Origin of the sequence: Flavobacterium aeripolare (assembly GCF_013294025.1) — a bacterium.
Taxonomy (GTDB): Bacteria; Bacteroidota; Bacteroidia; order Flavobacteriales; family Flavobacteriaceae; genus Flavobacterium.
In genome coordinates, this window is record NZ_JABSNL010000019.1 from 1 (window position 1) to 16,528 (window position 16,528).

Annotated in this window: 17 protein-coding genes and 1 pseudogene; 5 read left to right on the forward strand and 13 right to left on the reverse strand. The window is 31.0% G+C overall.

Annotated features, from left to right (window positions below; all coding sequences use genetic code 11):
- Both HNQ00_RS15815 and HNQ00_RS15820 read right to left on the reverse strand, forming a co-directional pair.
- Positions 1-862: replication initiation protein (locus tag HNQ00_RS15815; protein WP_173839474.1), on the reverse strand; the 862-nt coding region annotated here is incomplete at its 3' end.
- A gap of 620 nt (positions 863-1,482) precedes the next feature.
- Positions 1,483-1,752, reverse strand: coding sequence for a hypothetical protein (locus tag HNQ00_RS15820; protein WP_173839475.1), 270 nt, complete (start codon positions 1,750-1,752; stop codon positions 1,483-1,485).
- Between the two features lie 1,093 nt (positions 1,753-2,845).
- On the opposite strand from HNQ00_RS15820, the gene HNQ00_RS15825 reads away from it, so the two are divergent.
- Positions 2,846-3,244 (forward strand): NUDIX hydrolase, encoded by a 399-nt coding sequence (locus tag HNQ00_RS15825; protein WP_173839476.1) that lies wholly within the window; start codon positions 2,846-2,848, stop codon positions 3,242-3,244.
- A 177-nt stretch (positions 3,245-3,421) separates the two neighbouring features.
- On the opposite strand, the gene HNQ00_RS15830 is transcribed toward HNQ00_RS15825, so the two are convergent.
- From HNQ00_RS15830 to HNQ00_RS15845, 4 genes are all read right to left on the reverse strand, one after another.
- Positions 3,422-4,711 carry a metal-dependent hydrolase gene (locus HNQ00_RS15830; RefSeq protein ID WP_173839477.1) on the reverse strand — a complete coding sequence of 430 codons (1,290 nt, stop codon included), beginning with the start codon at positions 4,709-4,711 and terminating at the stop codon, positions 3,422-3,424.
- Between the two features lie 3 nt (positions 4,712-4,714).
- Positions 4,715-4,900, reverse strand: coding sequence for a hypothetical protein (locus HNQ00_RS15835; protein ID WP_173839478.1), 186 nt, complete (start codon positions 4,898-4,900; stop codon positions 4,715-4,717).
- Between the two features lie 197 nt (positions 4,901-5,097).
- On the reverse strand, positions 5,098-6,612 hold the full coding sequence (locus HNQ00_RS15840) for a tyrosine-type recombinase/integrase (protein WP_173839479.1): 1,515 nt from the start codon (positions 6,610-6,612) through the stop codon (positions 5,098-5,100).
- 288 nt (positions 6,613-6,900) lie between these two features.
- On the reverse strand, positions 6,901-7,518 hold the full coding sequence (locus HNQ00_RS15845) for a TolC family protein (RefSeq protein WP_173839480.1): 618 nt from the start codon (positions 7,516-7,518) through the stop codon (positions 6,901-6,903).
- Positions 7,519-7,689: 171 nt separating this feature from the next.
- Between HNQ00_RS15845 and HNQ00_RS15850 the strand changes: the two genes are divergently transcribed.
- The 4 genes from HNQ00_RS15850 to HNQ00_RS15865 all read left to right on the forward strand — a co-directional run bounded on the left by HNQ00_RS15850 (position 7,690) and on the right by HNQ00_RS15865 (position 9,696).
- The gene (locus tag HNQ00_RS15850) at positions 7,690-8,436 is read left to right on the forward strand and encodes a ParA family protein (protein WP_173839481.1); all 747 of its coding nucleotides are present in this window, start codon (positions 7,690-7,692) and stop codon (positions 8,434-8,436) included.
- Between the two features lie 80 nt (positions 8,437-8,516).
- Positions 8,517-8,825 (forward strand): hypothetical protein, encoded by a 309-nt coding sequence (locus HNQ00_RS15855; protein ID WP_173839482.1) that lies wholly within the window; start codon positions 8,517-8,519, stop codon positions 8,823-8,825.
- Between the two features lie 4 nt (positions 8,826-8,829).
- Positions 8,830-9,435, forward strand: coding sequence for a tetratricopeptide repeat protein (locus HNQ00_RS15860; RefSeq protein WP_173839483.1), 606 nt, complete (start codon positions 8,830-8,832; stop codon positions 9,433-9,435).
- 21 nt (positions 9,436-9,456) lie between these two features.
- Positions 9,457-9,696, forward strand: coding sequence for a hypothetical protein (locus tag HNQ00_RS15865; RefSeq protein WP_173839484.1), 240 nt, complete (start codon positions 9,457-9,459; stop codon positions 9,694-9,696).
- Between the two features lie 179 nt (positions 9,697-9,875).
- Here HNQ00_RS15865 and HNQ00_RS15870 read toward each other — a convergent pair whose 3' ends face one another.
- The 7 genes and pseudogenes from HNQ00_RS15870 to HNQ00_RS15900 form a co-directional block, all read right to left on the reverse strand.
- A complete protein-coding gene (locus tag HNQ00_RS15870) occupies positions 9,876-10,700 on the reverse strand; it encodes a hypothetical protein (protein ID WP_173839485.1) in 825 nt (274 codons plus the stop codon).
- Positions 10,701-10,824: 124 nt separating this feature from the next.
- Positions 10,825-11,793, reverse strand: a complete 969-nt coding sequence (locus HNQ00_RS15875; protein WP_173839486.1) for a DUF4365 domain-containing protein — start codon at positions 11,791-11,793, stop codon at positions 10,825-10,827.
- Between the two features lie 246 nt (positions 11,794-12,039).
- On the reverse strand, positions 12,040-13,140 hold the full coding sequence (locus tag HNQ00_RS15880; protein ID WP_173839487.1) for a restriction endonuclease, SacI family: 1,101 nt from the start codon (positions 13,138-13,140) through the stop codon (positions 12,040-12,042).
- Complete coding sequence (gene dcm, locus HNQ00_RS15885; RefSeq protein WP_173839488.1) at positions 13,085-14,119, reverse strand: DNA cytosine methyltransferase; 1,035 nt, start codon at positions 14,117-14,119, stop codon at positions 13,085-13,087. The genes HNQ00_RS15880 and dcm overlap by 56 nt, the downstream gene beginning before the upstream one ends.
- A complete protein-coding gene (locus HNQ00_RS15890) occupies positions 14,109-14,417 on the reverse strand; it encodes a helix-turn-helix domain-containing protein (RefSeq protein ID WP_173839489.1) in 309 nt (102 codons plus the stop codon). Before HNQ00_RS15890 ends, dcm begins: the two co-directional genes overlap by 11 nt.
- 406 nt (positions 14,418-14,823) lie before the next feature.
- On the reverse strand, positions 14,824-16,230 hold the full coding sequence (locus tag HNQ00_RS15895; RefSeq protein WP_173839490.1) for a cyclodeaminase/cyclohydrolase family protein: 1,407 nt from the start codon (positions 16,228-16,230) through the stop codon (positions 14,824-14,826).
- Positions 16,231-16,233: 3 nt separating this feature from the next.
- Positions 16,234-16,528 (reverse strand): annotated as a pseudogene (locus tag HNQ00_RS15900) (hypothetical protein); the annotation flags it as partial.

A 16,528-nucleotide genomic window follows, 5' to 3' on the forward strand; every position in this document is an offset into this window, starting at 1 on the left:
CTTCTTTGATTCTTTTATTTGTGGGTTCTATAAGATTAGGGAATTTCTGCAGCTTCATAATTATCTCCTTCACAAAAACATCATTCTTTGGTTTTTTCAAAGTTTCAAAAGTAGCTTGAAAGAGCGGAATCAATTCCAATAATAAATCATTGGTTGATTTGACATTCATAGCATTTTTACGGAATAGTTTGAAGCGTAAAGTTTCAACGGTTCTTCCTTTACGTTCCTCTGTGAATTCAAAATAAACGTCGCATTGTCCCAGGTCGTAAAGTTCTTTTAATTCTCGTTTTGCAACTTGAAGTACACGCTCATTTAGAAGCGCGTAGCGGTCGTATTTTTTTTCCAACATAAACGACTGACGCAAATCGTTAACTGTGATTCTAAAGCCGTCTGTGCCTTGCCATTTTTGGCATAGCTCATACATGCGCTGACTCCACTTACTTTTTAGTGACATTGCAACATGAAGAGAATAGGTTGTGTATTGACTTGAGAGTTCGACTAAAAAAGGCATTAATTTATGTGAGACCTGGATCTCAGCAATTCCTTTTTTGATGTGTGCGTAGTTTATGAATCCGCAAGTTAACCAGTCATCGTCTGCTTCGTTTGCATAGGTGAAATTTCGAGAGCGAAATTTTTCTAATGCTTTCCGGGTTTCTTTTTTGTTATCCTCCTGGTTAACTTCCCGAGATAGGTCGGAAACTTTAATATTTAAAATCAAATCGTCAAAGAGATCACGCTGGCCAGTGTTGTATTTGCTGCGGACTTCTTTCACTATATAGTAGAAAATTCGTTTTTCAATTAGTGTCAGTTCATACCTCGAAGAAGTAAGCCGGTTATCTTGAGCAATCACGATTTCTTTCATATCTTTGATTTTTTTAAAAAGCAAATGTAACATATTAAAAGCGTTGTAACAAAACTATAGTTACAAAAGGGGGTGAAATAAGGGTAAAAAAGTAACCTGAATCTGTAAAAAAGTTACTTAGTGGGGTAAATAAGTAACTTAAAACTTTGTGAACCCCAGTAAACACAGTACTTAACGGAGTCTAAAAAGGTACTAAAAATTACCCTAAAATTACTTTAAAGCATTTTGAGAGAAAAAAAAGGAATTTTAATATATCATATTGAACTCAAAAAGCGAAAATCAATTGAGACAATATTGGAGACAATCCTGAAAGAAAAAAAAAGGTAAAATATTGAGAGGAAAACCAGGCCCCCGCGCGGATTTATTATAAAGTGTTGATTATCAGTGAGTTATGATTTTTTACCTAAACATCAAATCAAAAAACAGAGTGTAATTACCGGCTCTTTCAAATAGAATTTGATCCTATATTTTCACTCTGAAAGTTTCGGTTACTTTTTTACCCCATTTTTTATCTTAACCCCTAATTTTACTAGGATTTTACACATGCTATTTTAGCTAACCAGACAATTTAAAAGAAAATGTCTTGTTACTTTTTTACCTAAATTTTGGTAAAAGCTGCTTTAGAAATTTGATATATTTTCCATGAATACTTTACGGATATCATGAGTTGATAGAAATCTTTCAAGATCTGCAGTGAAGTTTTGTTTAAGTATAATTTTTTTAGTGGAATCATCGTCATTCATAATACTCACGAAATTCTCGTAACTATTTGGATGTGTAATCAAAATTCCCATTATCTTGTTTGAAATAGCCTCTGTTGTGATAAAGGTTATTTTATTAGATGAAGCTGTCATTTTGTACTTTTCTATTAATTCTGCAGTTGTTGTCATGGTAATTTTTTAATGGGTTAAAGATATAAAAACCGCTGTTATTCGATATGTTTTCAGCAGCTTGATTTTTCTTTTAAACAAAATTTTTCCAAAAGAAAAAAGGGAAAAAAAGAAAGCCAGCTATTTATCGGAATAATTAAATAAGATTCGGAATTCTAAAAAATACTACCCGATAGGGTGGAGATTTTTTGGAATAGCAAAGCGGTCTGAATCGTTTTAATTATGGAGATTTTCTTCGGCTTCTTTTATTCTCTTTTCGGATGTAATTATGGTGTAAAGAAAAGGTAATTGTCTCCAACAAAAGCACTAGCCTAGGGCATTTTCAGGATTGAATAAAACCAAATTTTAAATAGAAATCATTCAATCCTGAAAATGCAACGGGGCGTCCGGCGCTTATTTTTATACTGCTATACAAATGTTGAATTTAAGCACGATTTTCTGCAGTATAAAAATTGCCTGCGACGGAACATTAACTACGGCGCGCCTCACAGCCACGAGTAAAAAAAACGGTTACACCTTGTACATTATTTTGTACAAGGTGTAACCGTTTTTTTTACTCTTTTTGTGGCGTAGATAGGGCAGGGGCGCGCTTCCTATTGTGCTAATGATAGTAGATAATATCCTTTTCCTACTATCGTTCTTAGAATGTTCCTTTGGAAATATGCAGCTTAAAAAAAACGTTCTTATGAAAACGGATTAACGACTGGAAGGAGTTACTAAAAAACAAGGTTGCGTATTTATGCTGCGATTTGGCAGTATAAATAAAGCGTCCTTGACACCGCTTACTTTTATTTTATTAGGGTGCCTAAAATATATATTCTGATTAACGAAATCATTCTAAGCACTCTAATAAAACACAGAAAAGACAAGCTTGTAATTTTATTGTTGTGGCGGGAAATTTTTATTTCCTGGCGCTCATGAAATTATATGCTTGCCACCGCTTTCTAATTTTATAAGGTGCTGCTTTTTCTGCTGCACTTTATAAAATTTCTGATGATTAGCTCGCTTATCGATATGCTCTTAGTTGTAGTATTTTTTTAGTTTTGTATTCGAAGATTATTCAATTGCAATTCTGATTTTGATTTAAAATAAGATGATAGAAATAGATAAAATAGCTTTAATAAAAATTAAAGATGGTCAAATATTAAGTACAAAATCTAGAGGTAAAAACAAGTATTATATTCCTGGAGGTAAAAGGGAAAATAATGAAACAGACGATGAAACTTTAATTCGAGAAATTCGAGAGGAATTAAGTGTTGAAATAATAAAAGAGTCTATCAAATATTATGGAACATTTAAAGCACAGGCACATGGTTCTGCCGATGGTGTACTAGTAAAAATGACTTGTTATAATGCAGATTATATTGGAATTATAAAAGCAGATAATGAAATAGAAAAAATCAAATGGTTAAATTTCAGTGATTTAGATATTATATCAGAAGTAGATAAAATTATTTTTAATGATTTGAAAAATAAAGGATTATTGATTTAATTATAGATTTTTAGATTTCAAATTTCTGATTAGTTATTGATAATTCTGAATATTATAATTAGCCCCGATAGCAGCGATATCCTTTGTTTTTGTTCTTTAAAAAAACAAAGATATAGCGTATAGCGGGACTGAATTTCTTAGTAAAACTAAATGTATTGCTCCATAAAAAACAAATGATCAATCTTTAATTTCGATATAATTTATTGTTCCGGAATAAGAGATTTCTGCTAACTTTCTATTTTTAATCACGCTTAATTGTTTGCGATATTCCGCGATCATCAAATTCGTTACAGGCTTGTGATTCACTACTTTTTGTTCCAATTCGATAATGCTTTTCTTAGTTTCGTTAAGTTCGTAATTTGATAAATCACTATTTAATTTTCCTTTAGCATTATTCAACATTGCTACATTTAGATAATGAATCTTATTGGCGTTAATTAGCTTGTTCTCCTCGTTTTTAAGCTTCAATTCTACTTCTTGCATCTTCTCTGTTTTATTTGCAGAAAGAGTGTCTAAAAAATGAGATATAAAAGCCAAGTTATATTTATTACTGAAGTTGAATTTCTTTTTAATTTCGAGTGGATTATTTTTTAAAGCGGTACCAAAATTAGAATAGATTACAGCTGATGAGATAAATTTATCTTTCAAAATTTTATTAATTTCTGATTCTTTTAGATCATCAATTTCTATTTCTTTTTCGTGAATTTTATTAGCTGTTTTAGTAGTTTTTAAAGTAGTTATTTTTAATCCAGGAGTGTCTTTGTGTAATTTATAAATCTTCCTATTACAAAGGATATATAGTTCGTTTTCTGTAGCATTTATAAGGCATCCTTTCCCTTTATAATTATTTTGGTAGATATTATAATCATAATCTATTTCCAATGCTAAAGGACTTTTTTTGTATTCTCTAATTTGGTGTTTTACATCATTAAAATTATTATTGATGGTAGACCAGAATCCATTAGCAAATAGATTTTGCATGAAGAAAGTTAGGAAACAAAACATAAATAAGATGATACCTTCTTGACGTATGTTACCGGATCTTATTCTCATTTCAGGATTAGCAGGAAGTACACAAGGATTTTTATACAAAGGATAAAATAATGGAATACCAGAAATAGTAACCATATCAAATATCAAATGAGATAATATTGAAAAAAATAAAATACAAGAAATACTATAATCACTTCTAAAATTATTTTCAATAAACATACTTATAAAAGTAATGATGATTAAAAAAAATATAGAATGTGTAATAGTTCTATGGCCATAATTTTTAGATAACCATTTAGCAATTGGATATACTGATTTACCTATCCAAGATTTAGTATGATCTATATCTGGTAACAGAGAACCAATAATAGTAGTTGTAATAAATATAGGGTTAGCAAATATATTAATGGAAAAGAAACTACAAAATAAACCAGTAAATACTATTCCTCCAGTAATGTGATTTGGTGCAGTCATAATTTAATAAGATTGATTGTTTTGTTGTTCTAATACCTGCTGATAATCTTCTAATTGACTATCAATAACATCATCTGTAGTATATATTCTATCTAAATCACTATCTCTATTTATAGCAGAACTACTTTTACAAGAATTAAATAATAAACATAAATAACTGATAATCAAATACTTAAATATAATTTTCATAATAAAATAGGGTTTAAATTAATAATAACAGTAAATTTAATAATACTAATAATATGAGTAACACTAGTAATACTAGTAATATAGTGAATACTATTAAACAAATATTATTGTGTAATATTAATATCATCAGTTAGGCGTTGACCCGACAAAATAATGATAATGACTGGTTGCGAATGGTAGCGATTTTGGACAAAAAATCAAACGAACCTTTTTCTGAAGCTGGCCATCAACGGGCGGATCAAAAACAGCAAAATCATTGCGAGCGAACCGATGAAACGCAGGGCCGGTTCGTCCATTTCGCGCGATAAAAACCGCACTGACGTGAGGAAACCGAGCGACACGATAACGATCCAAGTCATGTCGATTTCGCGAAGTGCTCCGGAATGGCGAATTTCTCGAATTGTTTGCGTGTCCAAAAACGGCTCCTTTGCATAGCGATTTATAATTTCAGTTATGGCGCGCGGATTTCCCACGGTTTGATCGTAGATGTGATTCCAAAACATGTCTCGATCCTGGACTTCTAAATTATTAGCGAGCTGATTTATTAGCTGCAGCGCATCGCGCCGCGGTAAATTTTTAACCTCTAATTTCTCGAAATTCCATATAAAAGAAGTGTTAGTCGCTTTGATTTCGCGCGCGCCTGCGACGATTACAAAAGTATCTTTTAGCCTTTCAATTACCTTTTTGGTAGTTGGCGTTATGGATGTGATATCGTCGATAATTAAGCAGTAATCGAAAGGCTTAACGGATGCAATTATTGTATCGCAAAGGTTAATCACGTTCTCGCGTTGAATCTTTTTGCTGACTTCATCAGTAGAGAAATCTTTCCAGAGCATCGCTAGAACCGTCTCTTTTTCCTTGAAGAGATACAGTAGAATTTGAACCAGTGATTTCTTTATATTTTCGGTATCGTCCAGTTTCAACACCTTTTTATCGGTTGTAATATTCTTTAATAGGTGCGTCTTCCCCACTCCAATCGAACCCAGGACTAAAGTATTAATGTTCCGGTCTATGTTTTGATTTAGCTGCTGCAGCTCCGAATTTCTACCAACGGTAAAATAGGATTCTGTAAAATCAACATTGATCAACTGTTCGCGTGGTGCTGGAACCAGGAACGAAAATAATTTTTTGTGCCATTTTAAAGGTGGTGACGTTACTGCGTTGACGCGATCTCGCAGTTCTTCTGTTGGGATTTCGGCATAAATTAAAGTAGTATTATAATTCTGATGTCCTAGCATTGTTTTTATTTCCGCGAGTGACGAACCTCCAGAAAGGTGGTGCGTTGCAAATGAATGCCGTAAGGCATGCGGATGCAAAGCCGGAATATTTATTTTTTTGCTGATTAGATTGAGTGCTTCCCAAATTGTTTTTCTTGAGATATGTCCGAGTGCTGCATTTTTAGAAGGGAAAAGAAAGGAATCGCCTTTTACAGGGATGTCCGTTTCCTTCATGTAGTCGCCGATTGTTTGGTACAAACGATTGGATATTGGAATAGTTCGCAAGTGTTTTGCGTCTCTTTTTTTGGCTGATTGTATGGTAACGGTTCGGTTTTTAAAGTCAAAATTCTTGCATTTGATGCTACAGGCTTCGGAAATTCTTAAGCCGGCATCCAACATCAAAAGGACGATTACTTTATGTTTGGTGTATTTTATGGATTCCAAAACCAATTGAGATTCTTCTTTACTTATATAGTGGAATTGTTTGGTTAGCATAGACATTATTTTAATGGAATGAATGTAGTCATGAGGGCGGCAGCCTTCCACCCCTTCGGGGCGCTTGCGTTTGGCTGTGCCATCATGGCCACATGAATGGAATGTTTTTTAATCAAAACGTTATAACCTAAAGAGACTGTTTTAGCGATGCAAAAGAGTTCTTTGATAGTGAATTTCGTGAGTCTCTAACGTCATTATTTAGCGACTTAAACATGATTAATAAGCGGTCCAATTTGGGGATATTCTCAATTAATAAAAGGTATGCAGTAGGTTTTGGAAATATTGTTTTTACTTTTTTAAACGTAAATAATCAAGTTCGTTTTTGAAACATGGATTTTTCAATCGTTTTTCAAATTGTTTCATCTTCGAAATTAAATTCTTGCGCTTAGCAAGAATGGCTAGGTTTCGGTCTTGTTGGTTTTTTTGTAGGTTGAGCCAATCTTCAAGAGTTATTTTGTTGTTTTCATACTGTTCTTTTTTAAGGTTAAAAATTTCTTTGGTTAGTGTGGTATTGTCTAATTCGAGCTTCAAAATCTCGTACGTATCTAGGATTAAACTGTATTCATTTTCTAAGCTTAAAAGGTCATTATCTTTCTTCTCATTGAGTTGAAATTTTAGCCTTTCAAGTTCTATTTTATTACGCTGTTTGTTTTGGTAGAATGTGGATAAATTGGAAAGAGAGATTCCAATATTAAATGTCTTTTCAAAAAAGTTATAGGAGACTGATGGCAGAACCGCTAGGTACTGGAGTTTGTTTTCATCAGTATTGAATTTTATAAGAGAGTCTATTCTTTGCGTTTTGACTTCGTCAATTTTCGCAAACAAAGGATTGGTACTTTGAGCATACACCAGAGCGGTGTATAAGAAGAGTGAAAAATTAAATAAATAGGTTGTCCTGTCTGCCATTAAAGCATTAAAATTTAAAATTCGAGATTCTAAATTTAAGGCTATATGTTTAATAAACAAATTATTAGTAAAGAAAAGTACTATTTATTTGTAATATCAGTAATACTAGTAAGTAAATATTACTGAGTAAACTATATTACTTATATTTGTAACAAATAATAAAACGACCTAATGGGAAAAGTACTAAGTATAAGCAATCATAAAGGAGGAGTTGGTAAAACAACTTCAGCAATTAATATAGGAGCAGGTTTAAATAAACTAGGTAAAAAAGTGCTGCTAATCGATTTAGATCCACAAGCCAACTTAACGCAGAGTTTAGGATTGACAAATCAAGAAAGAACCATTTATGGTGCGCTAAAGGGTGACCATAAATTAGAGCCAGTAATGATATTGGAAGGATTGGATATCGTGCCATCTACACTAGATTTATCTGGGGCAGAAATCGAATTGAGTTCTGAACCAGGGCGCGAATATATTTTGAAAGAACTTATAGATGAAATACGCGAAACCTACGACTTCATCATAATTGATAGTCCGCCATCTTTAGGACTACTAACGATAAATTCATTTACTGCAGCTGACGAAATTATCATTCCATTACAAGCGCAATTTTTAGCCATGCAAGGTTTGGCCAAATTGGTCGAAGTAGTAGAAAAGATCAAAAGCAGATTAAACAAAGGATTGAAAGTTGGTGGTGTTTTTATCACGCAATACGATGGTAGAAAAGTTTTGAATCGTGATGTATTCGAAACTATAAACGAGCATTTTAAAAGCGAAGTTTTTAAAACAAAGATTAGAGATAATATCGCTTTAGCAGAAGCACCGGCACAAGGGTTGGATATCTTCAGATACAACGCGAAGAGTAACGGCGCGGAGGACTATTTAGCATTATCAGAAGAAATCTTAAATCGTAAATAAACCGAATAACACTAGTAACACTAGTAAGTAAATATTACTAAGTAATTAAATGTTATTTAGTAAACTTAAAATATAGAATTATGGGAAAGAAAAGTTTTTCAGGCGGATTGAGTTCGCTGTTAGGAGATACAAATAAACCGGAAGCAATTCCAGCAGCTGCAGAACCAAAAGAGAATAGTAAAAAAACTGTCCAAGCTCCACAAGCAGACGCAAAAGGAATCGAAACAAGAGCGACTTTTATAGTTCAAGAGGAATTACTCGAAAAGATGAGAGCAATCGCTTATTGGGACCGTATGTTGCTTAAAGATATTGTAAACGATGCTTTTGAAAGTTACATTACGCGTTATGAAAAAAAGAACGGAGAAATAAAAGAAGCACCTAAAAAGTAAAAGTATGGGAAAGGTAATTATATGTTTTATTTTTTTTGCAGTAAGTTCACTTGGCTATAGTCAATCAGATTTTGATTTACTAAAAAGCGGTATTGATAAATCCAATTCTGGAGATTCAAAAGGAGCTATTATTGATTTTACTAAAGCAATAGAAATTAATCCTAATAATGGCGATGCATATTATAATAGAGGACGTGCAAAAGCAGAATCAGGAGATCGAGTAGGAGCTATTATTGATTATACTAAAGCAATAGAAATTTATCCTAATGATGGCGATGCGTATTATAATAGAGGAGTTTCAAAAGCAAAATTAGAATATGATGCAGAATCTATTGTAGACTTTACTAAAGCTATAGAAATTGATCCTCTGTTTGCAGATTCGTATTATTATCGAGCTACTATGAAGTTCAAATTACTAGATTACAGAGGTGGAAATGCCGATCTAACCAAAGTAATAGAAATTAACCCGAAGAGCGCACAAGCATATTATCATAGAGGTTTTTATAGCATAGCATTAAACCTAAAAGAGCAAGGATGTTTAGACCTTAGTAAAGCAGGCGAATTGGGATATAAGCGCGCTTATAAAATGATTAAAGGGTTATGCAACTAGCGCACGATAAAAACTAAAAGTATGGATATAGTAAAATTCAAAATCACCCCAAAAACAATTAAAATAGAAGTTCGAAACACGAACAACTATTTATTTAATTTTAATAAAGCTGTAGAAATTGAAGCTGCAGACAGGGATGTTTTACTAAAGCTATATGCCGCACTAGAACTACTATTCAAAAAAGAAAACACAGCCGACTGTAAATACCAAATACCACCAAATCAAACTAACCTTTTAGACCAAATTAACGAGGTTGAATAGTCGAAACAAAAAAGCCCTAGACGTTAGTCCAGGGCTTTTTTTATGAGTTCTATGGAATGTACATTAGCCGTATTATATGAACTTATTTTTATAGTTTATCTACAATAATTTTTCAAATAAAATAGTGATATTATATTAATCCTAAAACTATAATATCACCAAACCACTGTTAACTTTGATTATTTTACACTATTCATTGATTTAAATAATACAATAATATTTGGCTCATGTTTATCTAAAATATCTTCAATTAAAGTACTATCAATTGGTCTTGGATCCATTTGTTCAATTACTATAATTCCGTGATGGAGTCTTGAATCTTCATTGTCAATTCTTTTAATGTAGAAAGATCGACTTTTCATTTTCATTTTTTTTATTACTTCTGTGTCAATTGATTTAATTAGATTGACACACTTAATATATTTTTGGCCTTTATTTGCCCATACAGGTATATTATTTATAACATATGTATTGTCAAGCCAACCTTTAGATATTAAACCTTCATTATCAGGATATGATTCTCTGCCTTTAGAGTTAAAATTAGGATTGTTTGAATATCTTCCCAATAATATAAAATTATTATTTTGATGCATATATATGCTTACTCTTCCATTACTAAATGAGTTATCAAAAAAATCTTTAAATGAATTTCTTATAATATCAGAACATAATTTATAAAATTCTTTTTTTGAATTATTAAATTTATTCAATACGTCTTCATAAGAGTCATATCTTTTTTTGAAAGCGTAAGACAAGCAAATTGAAATCAACGAAGTGATACCACCTGAAACTAATAAAATAGTGTTTAACTCTTTCCAATTATAGTTGAATATGACTATTTCAGTATTATTATTTCGTATATCAGTTAGCAAAAAAAGATAACTGGAGATCATAATGAGTACTTCGGATGAGTGTTCTAAGAAGATTTTCCGAGATTTTCCAATTGCAAATAAAAGTAAAATTAATATTAAAGGTATTATTAGAAAAAGTGATTCTGAAGTCATTTATTATTTTTATTTATTCGGTTTTTTATAATTATAGATAACGTTTTTGGGCTTAGCGAATGTGGTGTTTAGAAAGTACAAATGGATAGCCTAGTATTAAAGCCTCACTTTTTCCAAACGTATATTAATCATTCGGTTTTTTTATTATTTCTCTTAATTTCTTTCCTAAATTAAGCCTCATAATATCGTCTTGACTTATAAACCGCATTGCAATATATCTTTCTCTTACTAATGTTGTTGGTGGCAATTCTGTTTTGAAACTATCTTCAGTTTTTTTAATAAATTCAAGTAGTTCACGTCCTCTAATCGTTAAAGGTGAAATGAAAGTTGGTTCTAATTCTCTTTCTTTCCAATCAATTAAATAATCAGAATAGTTAATTGTAGCAAGATTTTGACTCATCAAAAATTTTATATAATGATGTAAGAACTCGTGTTCAGTAAATCCAATACTTAATCCAAACTCTGTTTCATTATTGAATTTTGCGATAGTCAAAGCTAAGTCCATACTGAAATATACATGTCTACATAGGTTTGTAAGTCCTTGTGTAAATAAATCTAAGTAGCTAATATGAAATGTTGGGTTTTGACAAACGGTATTTATCATAATTGAAAATACTTGATCTATCGAATAATATGGTATATCCAAAGTTCCTGTTGTTTCAAATATATCTTTTGCTGAAACACTATTTAAGGTTGATTTTTTATCTATAACTATATAAGTATGCTTCTTATTTGGAATGTTTAATTGATATCTTACATCTGTAAAGTAAATTTCTCCGTCACTTGGATAATATACAAACAAGATAACAGGGAGAGGAAAAATAGACCAATAATTTTTATGTTTCTCTTTAGGATAAAAAGCAAAATGGTCTCCTTTATCAACTAAATAGGAGTTTCCTGATTTTATTTGTGCAGCAACAATTTTCCCTGTAGCTTCTCCTTTTTCATTATTATGTTCTATTTGTCCGTCTATTCCAATGTCACCATTTGGAGTTTCACGAAATACATAGCCATGCGAATTCAACTCTAAGGCTACTTTTAAAACGCCTTCTCGTTCTTTGTAATAATTCCCTGTAACTATTGGTGTGTTCATAAAATGATGGCTAACTAATGTATATACGAAACAAAACTTCGCATATATAGACATTTTGCTGTAGATTACAGAAGAATTCAAATTTCAAATATACAATTAATTCTTACATAAAAAGGCCCTAGACGCTAGTCCAGGGCTTTATTTGTAATGTATTAATTTGAACTATTTTTTGAGTATGTTCATAACAGGAAGTGATATTGGAATTTCAAATTCTATTCTATTGGTCATACTATTTAAATCGTTGTTTTATTTCAAGTGTTTTTCTATTAATTCGTTCCACTTTTCTTTATGTATTTTCTTTATTTCTGTGTCTTTTTCAATAAGGTTGCTATAGTTCATTATGAAGTCGTCCAATGAAGTAATCAAACGTAAATAGTATTTAATAGTTGGTAAAAGACCATTTATAATAATTTGACAACCATGTTCTAATTTTAATTTATTTATCAATTCAGTAATTTGTGATTTATCGCTTTCCTTTATGCCGATATATGATAGAATGTAATATCTGTCTGGATTGTAACGAGCAATTTTTTCAATTGCAATTCTTACAATAGTGACATCAATTGCTTTATCCAATTTTATTTCAATTGCTTCAAATAAATTTTTCTCTTTAAAAATTTCTATGTCACCTGCTGATTTTGAAGTTCTATCTGATGCAGTATGACTCCCCATTTCAGCCAAAGTACAGTCTTTGTATCTTCCAATTTCCTTAATTAGACTTTTGTATATAGCAAAAAATGCTAAAACTGGAAGTTTTGAACCTCCATGAGTTGAATATTTAGTTCTAAAATGTTCATCTAATGCTTTTGTTATATTTTCAATTGTGAGTTTTTCAGCATCTTTTAATGGCACAATTGCTACAATAGCATCATTTTTGGATGCTATTGCTTCAGCTAATAAAAGGCGAAGTAGATTTGTAGCGGAGGTTGGATTTTTCTCAATAAAGTCAAGAATATTTAAAAATGCTTCTTTGACAACTTTGTTACTAATTTTCCCATTATAATCTAAATTATATGGATATGGTTGTTCTAAAGAGCGAGTTAGCCAACCACTTTCTGCCATTGAGGGTAAACCAAGTTTTTTTAATGTCGGCGTGATATGAACGGAATCTATTGAACGACCTGAAAAACCACCGCTCATGCTTGTTTGGTGTTTTCTAACATCTTGTTCTGGGTTCATAATTTTATGAGTAATCAATGTAATTAAAACAGTGAATACGCCTTTTTGAGTATTAATCTTTTCTCCAATAGACTTAATAAAATCTATTGTTTCTTTGTTTACATTTTTTATATCATTGAGCGAATAAGAGAGTTTGTAAATCTCCAACAATTTGTCTGTGTGGTTCATCAATTAATAAGTTTTGTTCGTTTATACTTTTGGCAATAGCTCTAATAACTGGAATAGCAACAGAATTCCCAATTTGTTTATATTGCTCTCCAATATTTGAATGTTTTATAAAATCGGGCTGAAACCCCATTATTTTATAACATTCATTTATTGTTAGTTTTCTGACTGCATCTAATTCTGGAATGTAAATAAAAAATCTACCCGCTGTTTCCTGTGAAGGAATTGTTGGATGAGTTCCGTCAATTGAATAAATTCTATTAGGTTGTCTATGAACTCTCGAAAGATGTTCAGTGTTTTCTCTCACACCATTTTTCCAAGTATTTTTGTTCCTATATCCTACAAACAACAAGCCGCTTACTTGTTTTTTTGGCGTTTCAATTAATGTATATTCTGATTTATTAAGAAATTCAAAATCACCATCTTTATCTAAAAAATCTCTTAAAATAACCTTGTCTTTTTTTATAATTTTTTCAAAATTGAAATATTTTTGTTTTGTAGCAATTATAAAAATTCGTTCTCTATTTTGAGGTAATCCAAAATCTTTGGCGTTCAAAATTTTGTGTGTTACGTTGTAACCTAAATCCGTCAGTGCTTTTAAGATTACAGAAAATGTTCTTCCTTTATCGTGATGAATTAAATGTTTTACATTTTCTAATACAACAACACCTGGTTGTTTTTTGTCTATTATTTGGCAAATATCAAAAAACAGAGTACCTCTTGTATCTTCAAAACCCATTTTTTTACCCGAAATACTAAACGGTTGACAAGGAAATCCACCCAATAAAATATCAAAATCGGGAATATCTGTAGGATTAATTTTTGTAATGTCTCCAAAAGGTTTGTCGCCAAAGTTTGTTTCGTAAACTTCTTGGCATTTTGGATTTATTTCAGAGGTGAATACACATTTGAAACCAGCATCTTCAAATCCTTTTCTAAAACCTCCGATGCCAGCGAATAAGTCTATAAATTTATATTCCATTTTGATTTGCTTTTTGATGTTTAATTTTTTCTTCTGCAACTATTAAAATATCATTAGCATAATCAATGTCTTTCAATTCATAAATTATTTTGTCTGAAAACCACTCAATTAACAAGTTTTGTTTAGGTAGACAATAAAATTCTGCAAGTTTTATAATTTGTTCTTTAGTAGGCTTACGCTCTCCTTTTTCAAATTTACTAATCAATGATTGATCAATGTCAAGTTCAGACGCAACTTTTCGTAAGATGAGTTTTTTTTCTTCTCGTGCTGACTTTAGTATTTCACTTAAATTACTCATTTGGACAAATATTTTTTAGACTAATGATGTCCAAAATTACGGCTTTATTTCTATTATGAATTAAGAGGGTATTTTTTTTCTTTAAGTTATTTTCTCTTTGGTTGTCTTTGACAAATTTTTATTAGTTTTTTTTTATTGTATTTTAATATTTATTTAAAAAACACAAGTTTTCAATATGTATTTTTAGTACCATAAGGCTCAACTAGTTTGTAATTATAAGATCTTTTTCTTCATAATCGCAAGTTGGTGTCTGGCCAGTATATATATATAATATGTTTTAACATATACAGACTTTTTGATTGAGGTTATAGAAATTTTTTTATTTCAAATATACAATTATTTCTTACATAAAAAAGCCCTAGACGTTAGTCTAGGGCTCACCTAAAAAATCTTTTTAAGAGTTAAATTAATACTCTAATAAATTTAACTCTTCTAATCGAATGGCCATTGCTTCATCGGAAACTTTAAAGACATCTGATAGCTTAGTAAAGCGCTTGCTATCGTACGATTCCGAAGAAGATAGTTTTCTAGATAGTCCTCTAATATTTTTACACTCCTGTTGTAAATCTTGTACTCTACGGCCATTAAATTTAAATGCAGAATCTTCATTAATTTTGAAAGTTCCTTTAGAGAATCTATTCTCAAATTCTTTAATTACCCATTTTGTTGGCATTAAAAAATATGTTGCAAATTTATCAGCCTCTATTTCTACTTTGTCTTTAAATTTTCTTTGACCGGCAAAATTAATGGGGAGATCCCTATGTAATATAGGTTGATCATGTAAAAACAAATGACCTAATTCATGTGCGGCAGTAAAATTCTGAACTACAATTGGAAAATTATTAGATATAGCAACAATTTTGTTTTTCTGATCTATAATTCCAGCAACTTCAGATATTTGATTATCATCATTTTTAACGCCATATGTAGAGGAAGATATATAATCGTATCCCATAATATTTTTGAAAATATATTCTGGTTGTAGAATTTCTAAATTAATTAAAGGAACGTCCTTTTTCCATATTAAATGTTTATTATCCCATATTAAATTTTGAAGCTTACGAACGTATGCTTCTATGTTGGTACCATTATCTTTACGTAAGGACTTCATTAAATCATTAATGCCTTTAAAAAGTGGTATTTTATTATCAAACTCCTCCCGTAAGACTTCGATTTTAGAATTTGCAATTTTATTTAAGGATTGATATTTAGTATTTAAAATTTCTAAATCTGCTAATATATTTTTGCAGTAATTGTATTCATCACTATTAAATGATAGAAGATTTAATCTAATTATTGAAATACATCCAGCTATTGAAGAGACTGCTCCGCTTAATCCAACTTGGGAATCACCTCGTGCAGATCTAAATCCATAATCGAAAACAAATGCAGCTATTTCAGCTAGCTCTTGACATAAAATAGCAATTTCTAAAGGTATTGATATTGAAATTTTTAACTCTTCTAAAGCTTCTCTTCTAAGTTGATTTCTAACAATCTCATCAGTTTCTTTGTTTCTTTTTATTCGTAAAGTTATGGTTTTGTCAAACTGAATTGAATCACTTTGAAAAAGCTTAGATAATTCAGGATAAATCCTTTTTTTAATGTCATCGTGATATTCTAAAAGCTCATTTATATAGCCAGAATATAAGTGTCTTCTTTTTTCTTCAGCAGTCAGACTTATAACTGTTAAAATTAATTTAGCAGAAACCATGCCTTGAAATGCAGCTGCACTTCCTGAACCTGGTTTATGATTTCCAGCGCCGAATTTATCCATTAAGTCGTTGACACTACTGTCTAATAAATGTGTATCCATAAACTAATTATTATTTAATTTGTTACTCAGCTTCAAAATCTCTTCCATTGGATCTGGAGCTTCTTCTTTTGGTTCGGAATTGGCTGCAGTTTTAGCTGCTTTCTTTTTAGGTTTTTCCTTCGCAGGATCATATGCTATTACATCTTCATTCAAAATGAAACGCATATATCTAGCTGTGTCGCTTTTAACTCCTTCAGCTAAAACTTCTTTGATTCTTTTATTTGTGGGTTCTATAAGATTAGGGAATTTCTGCAGCTTCATAATTATCTCCTTCACAAAAACATCATTCTTTGGTTTT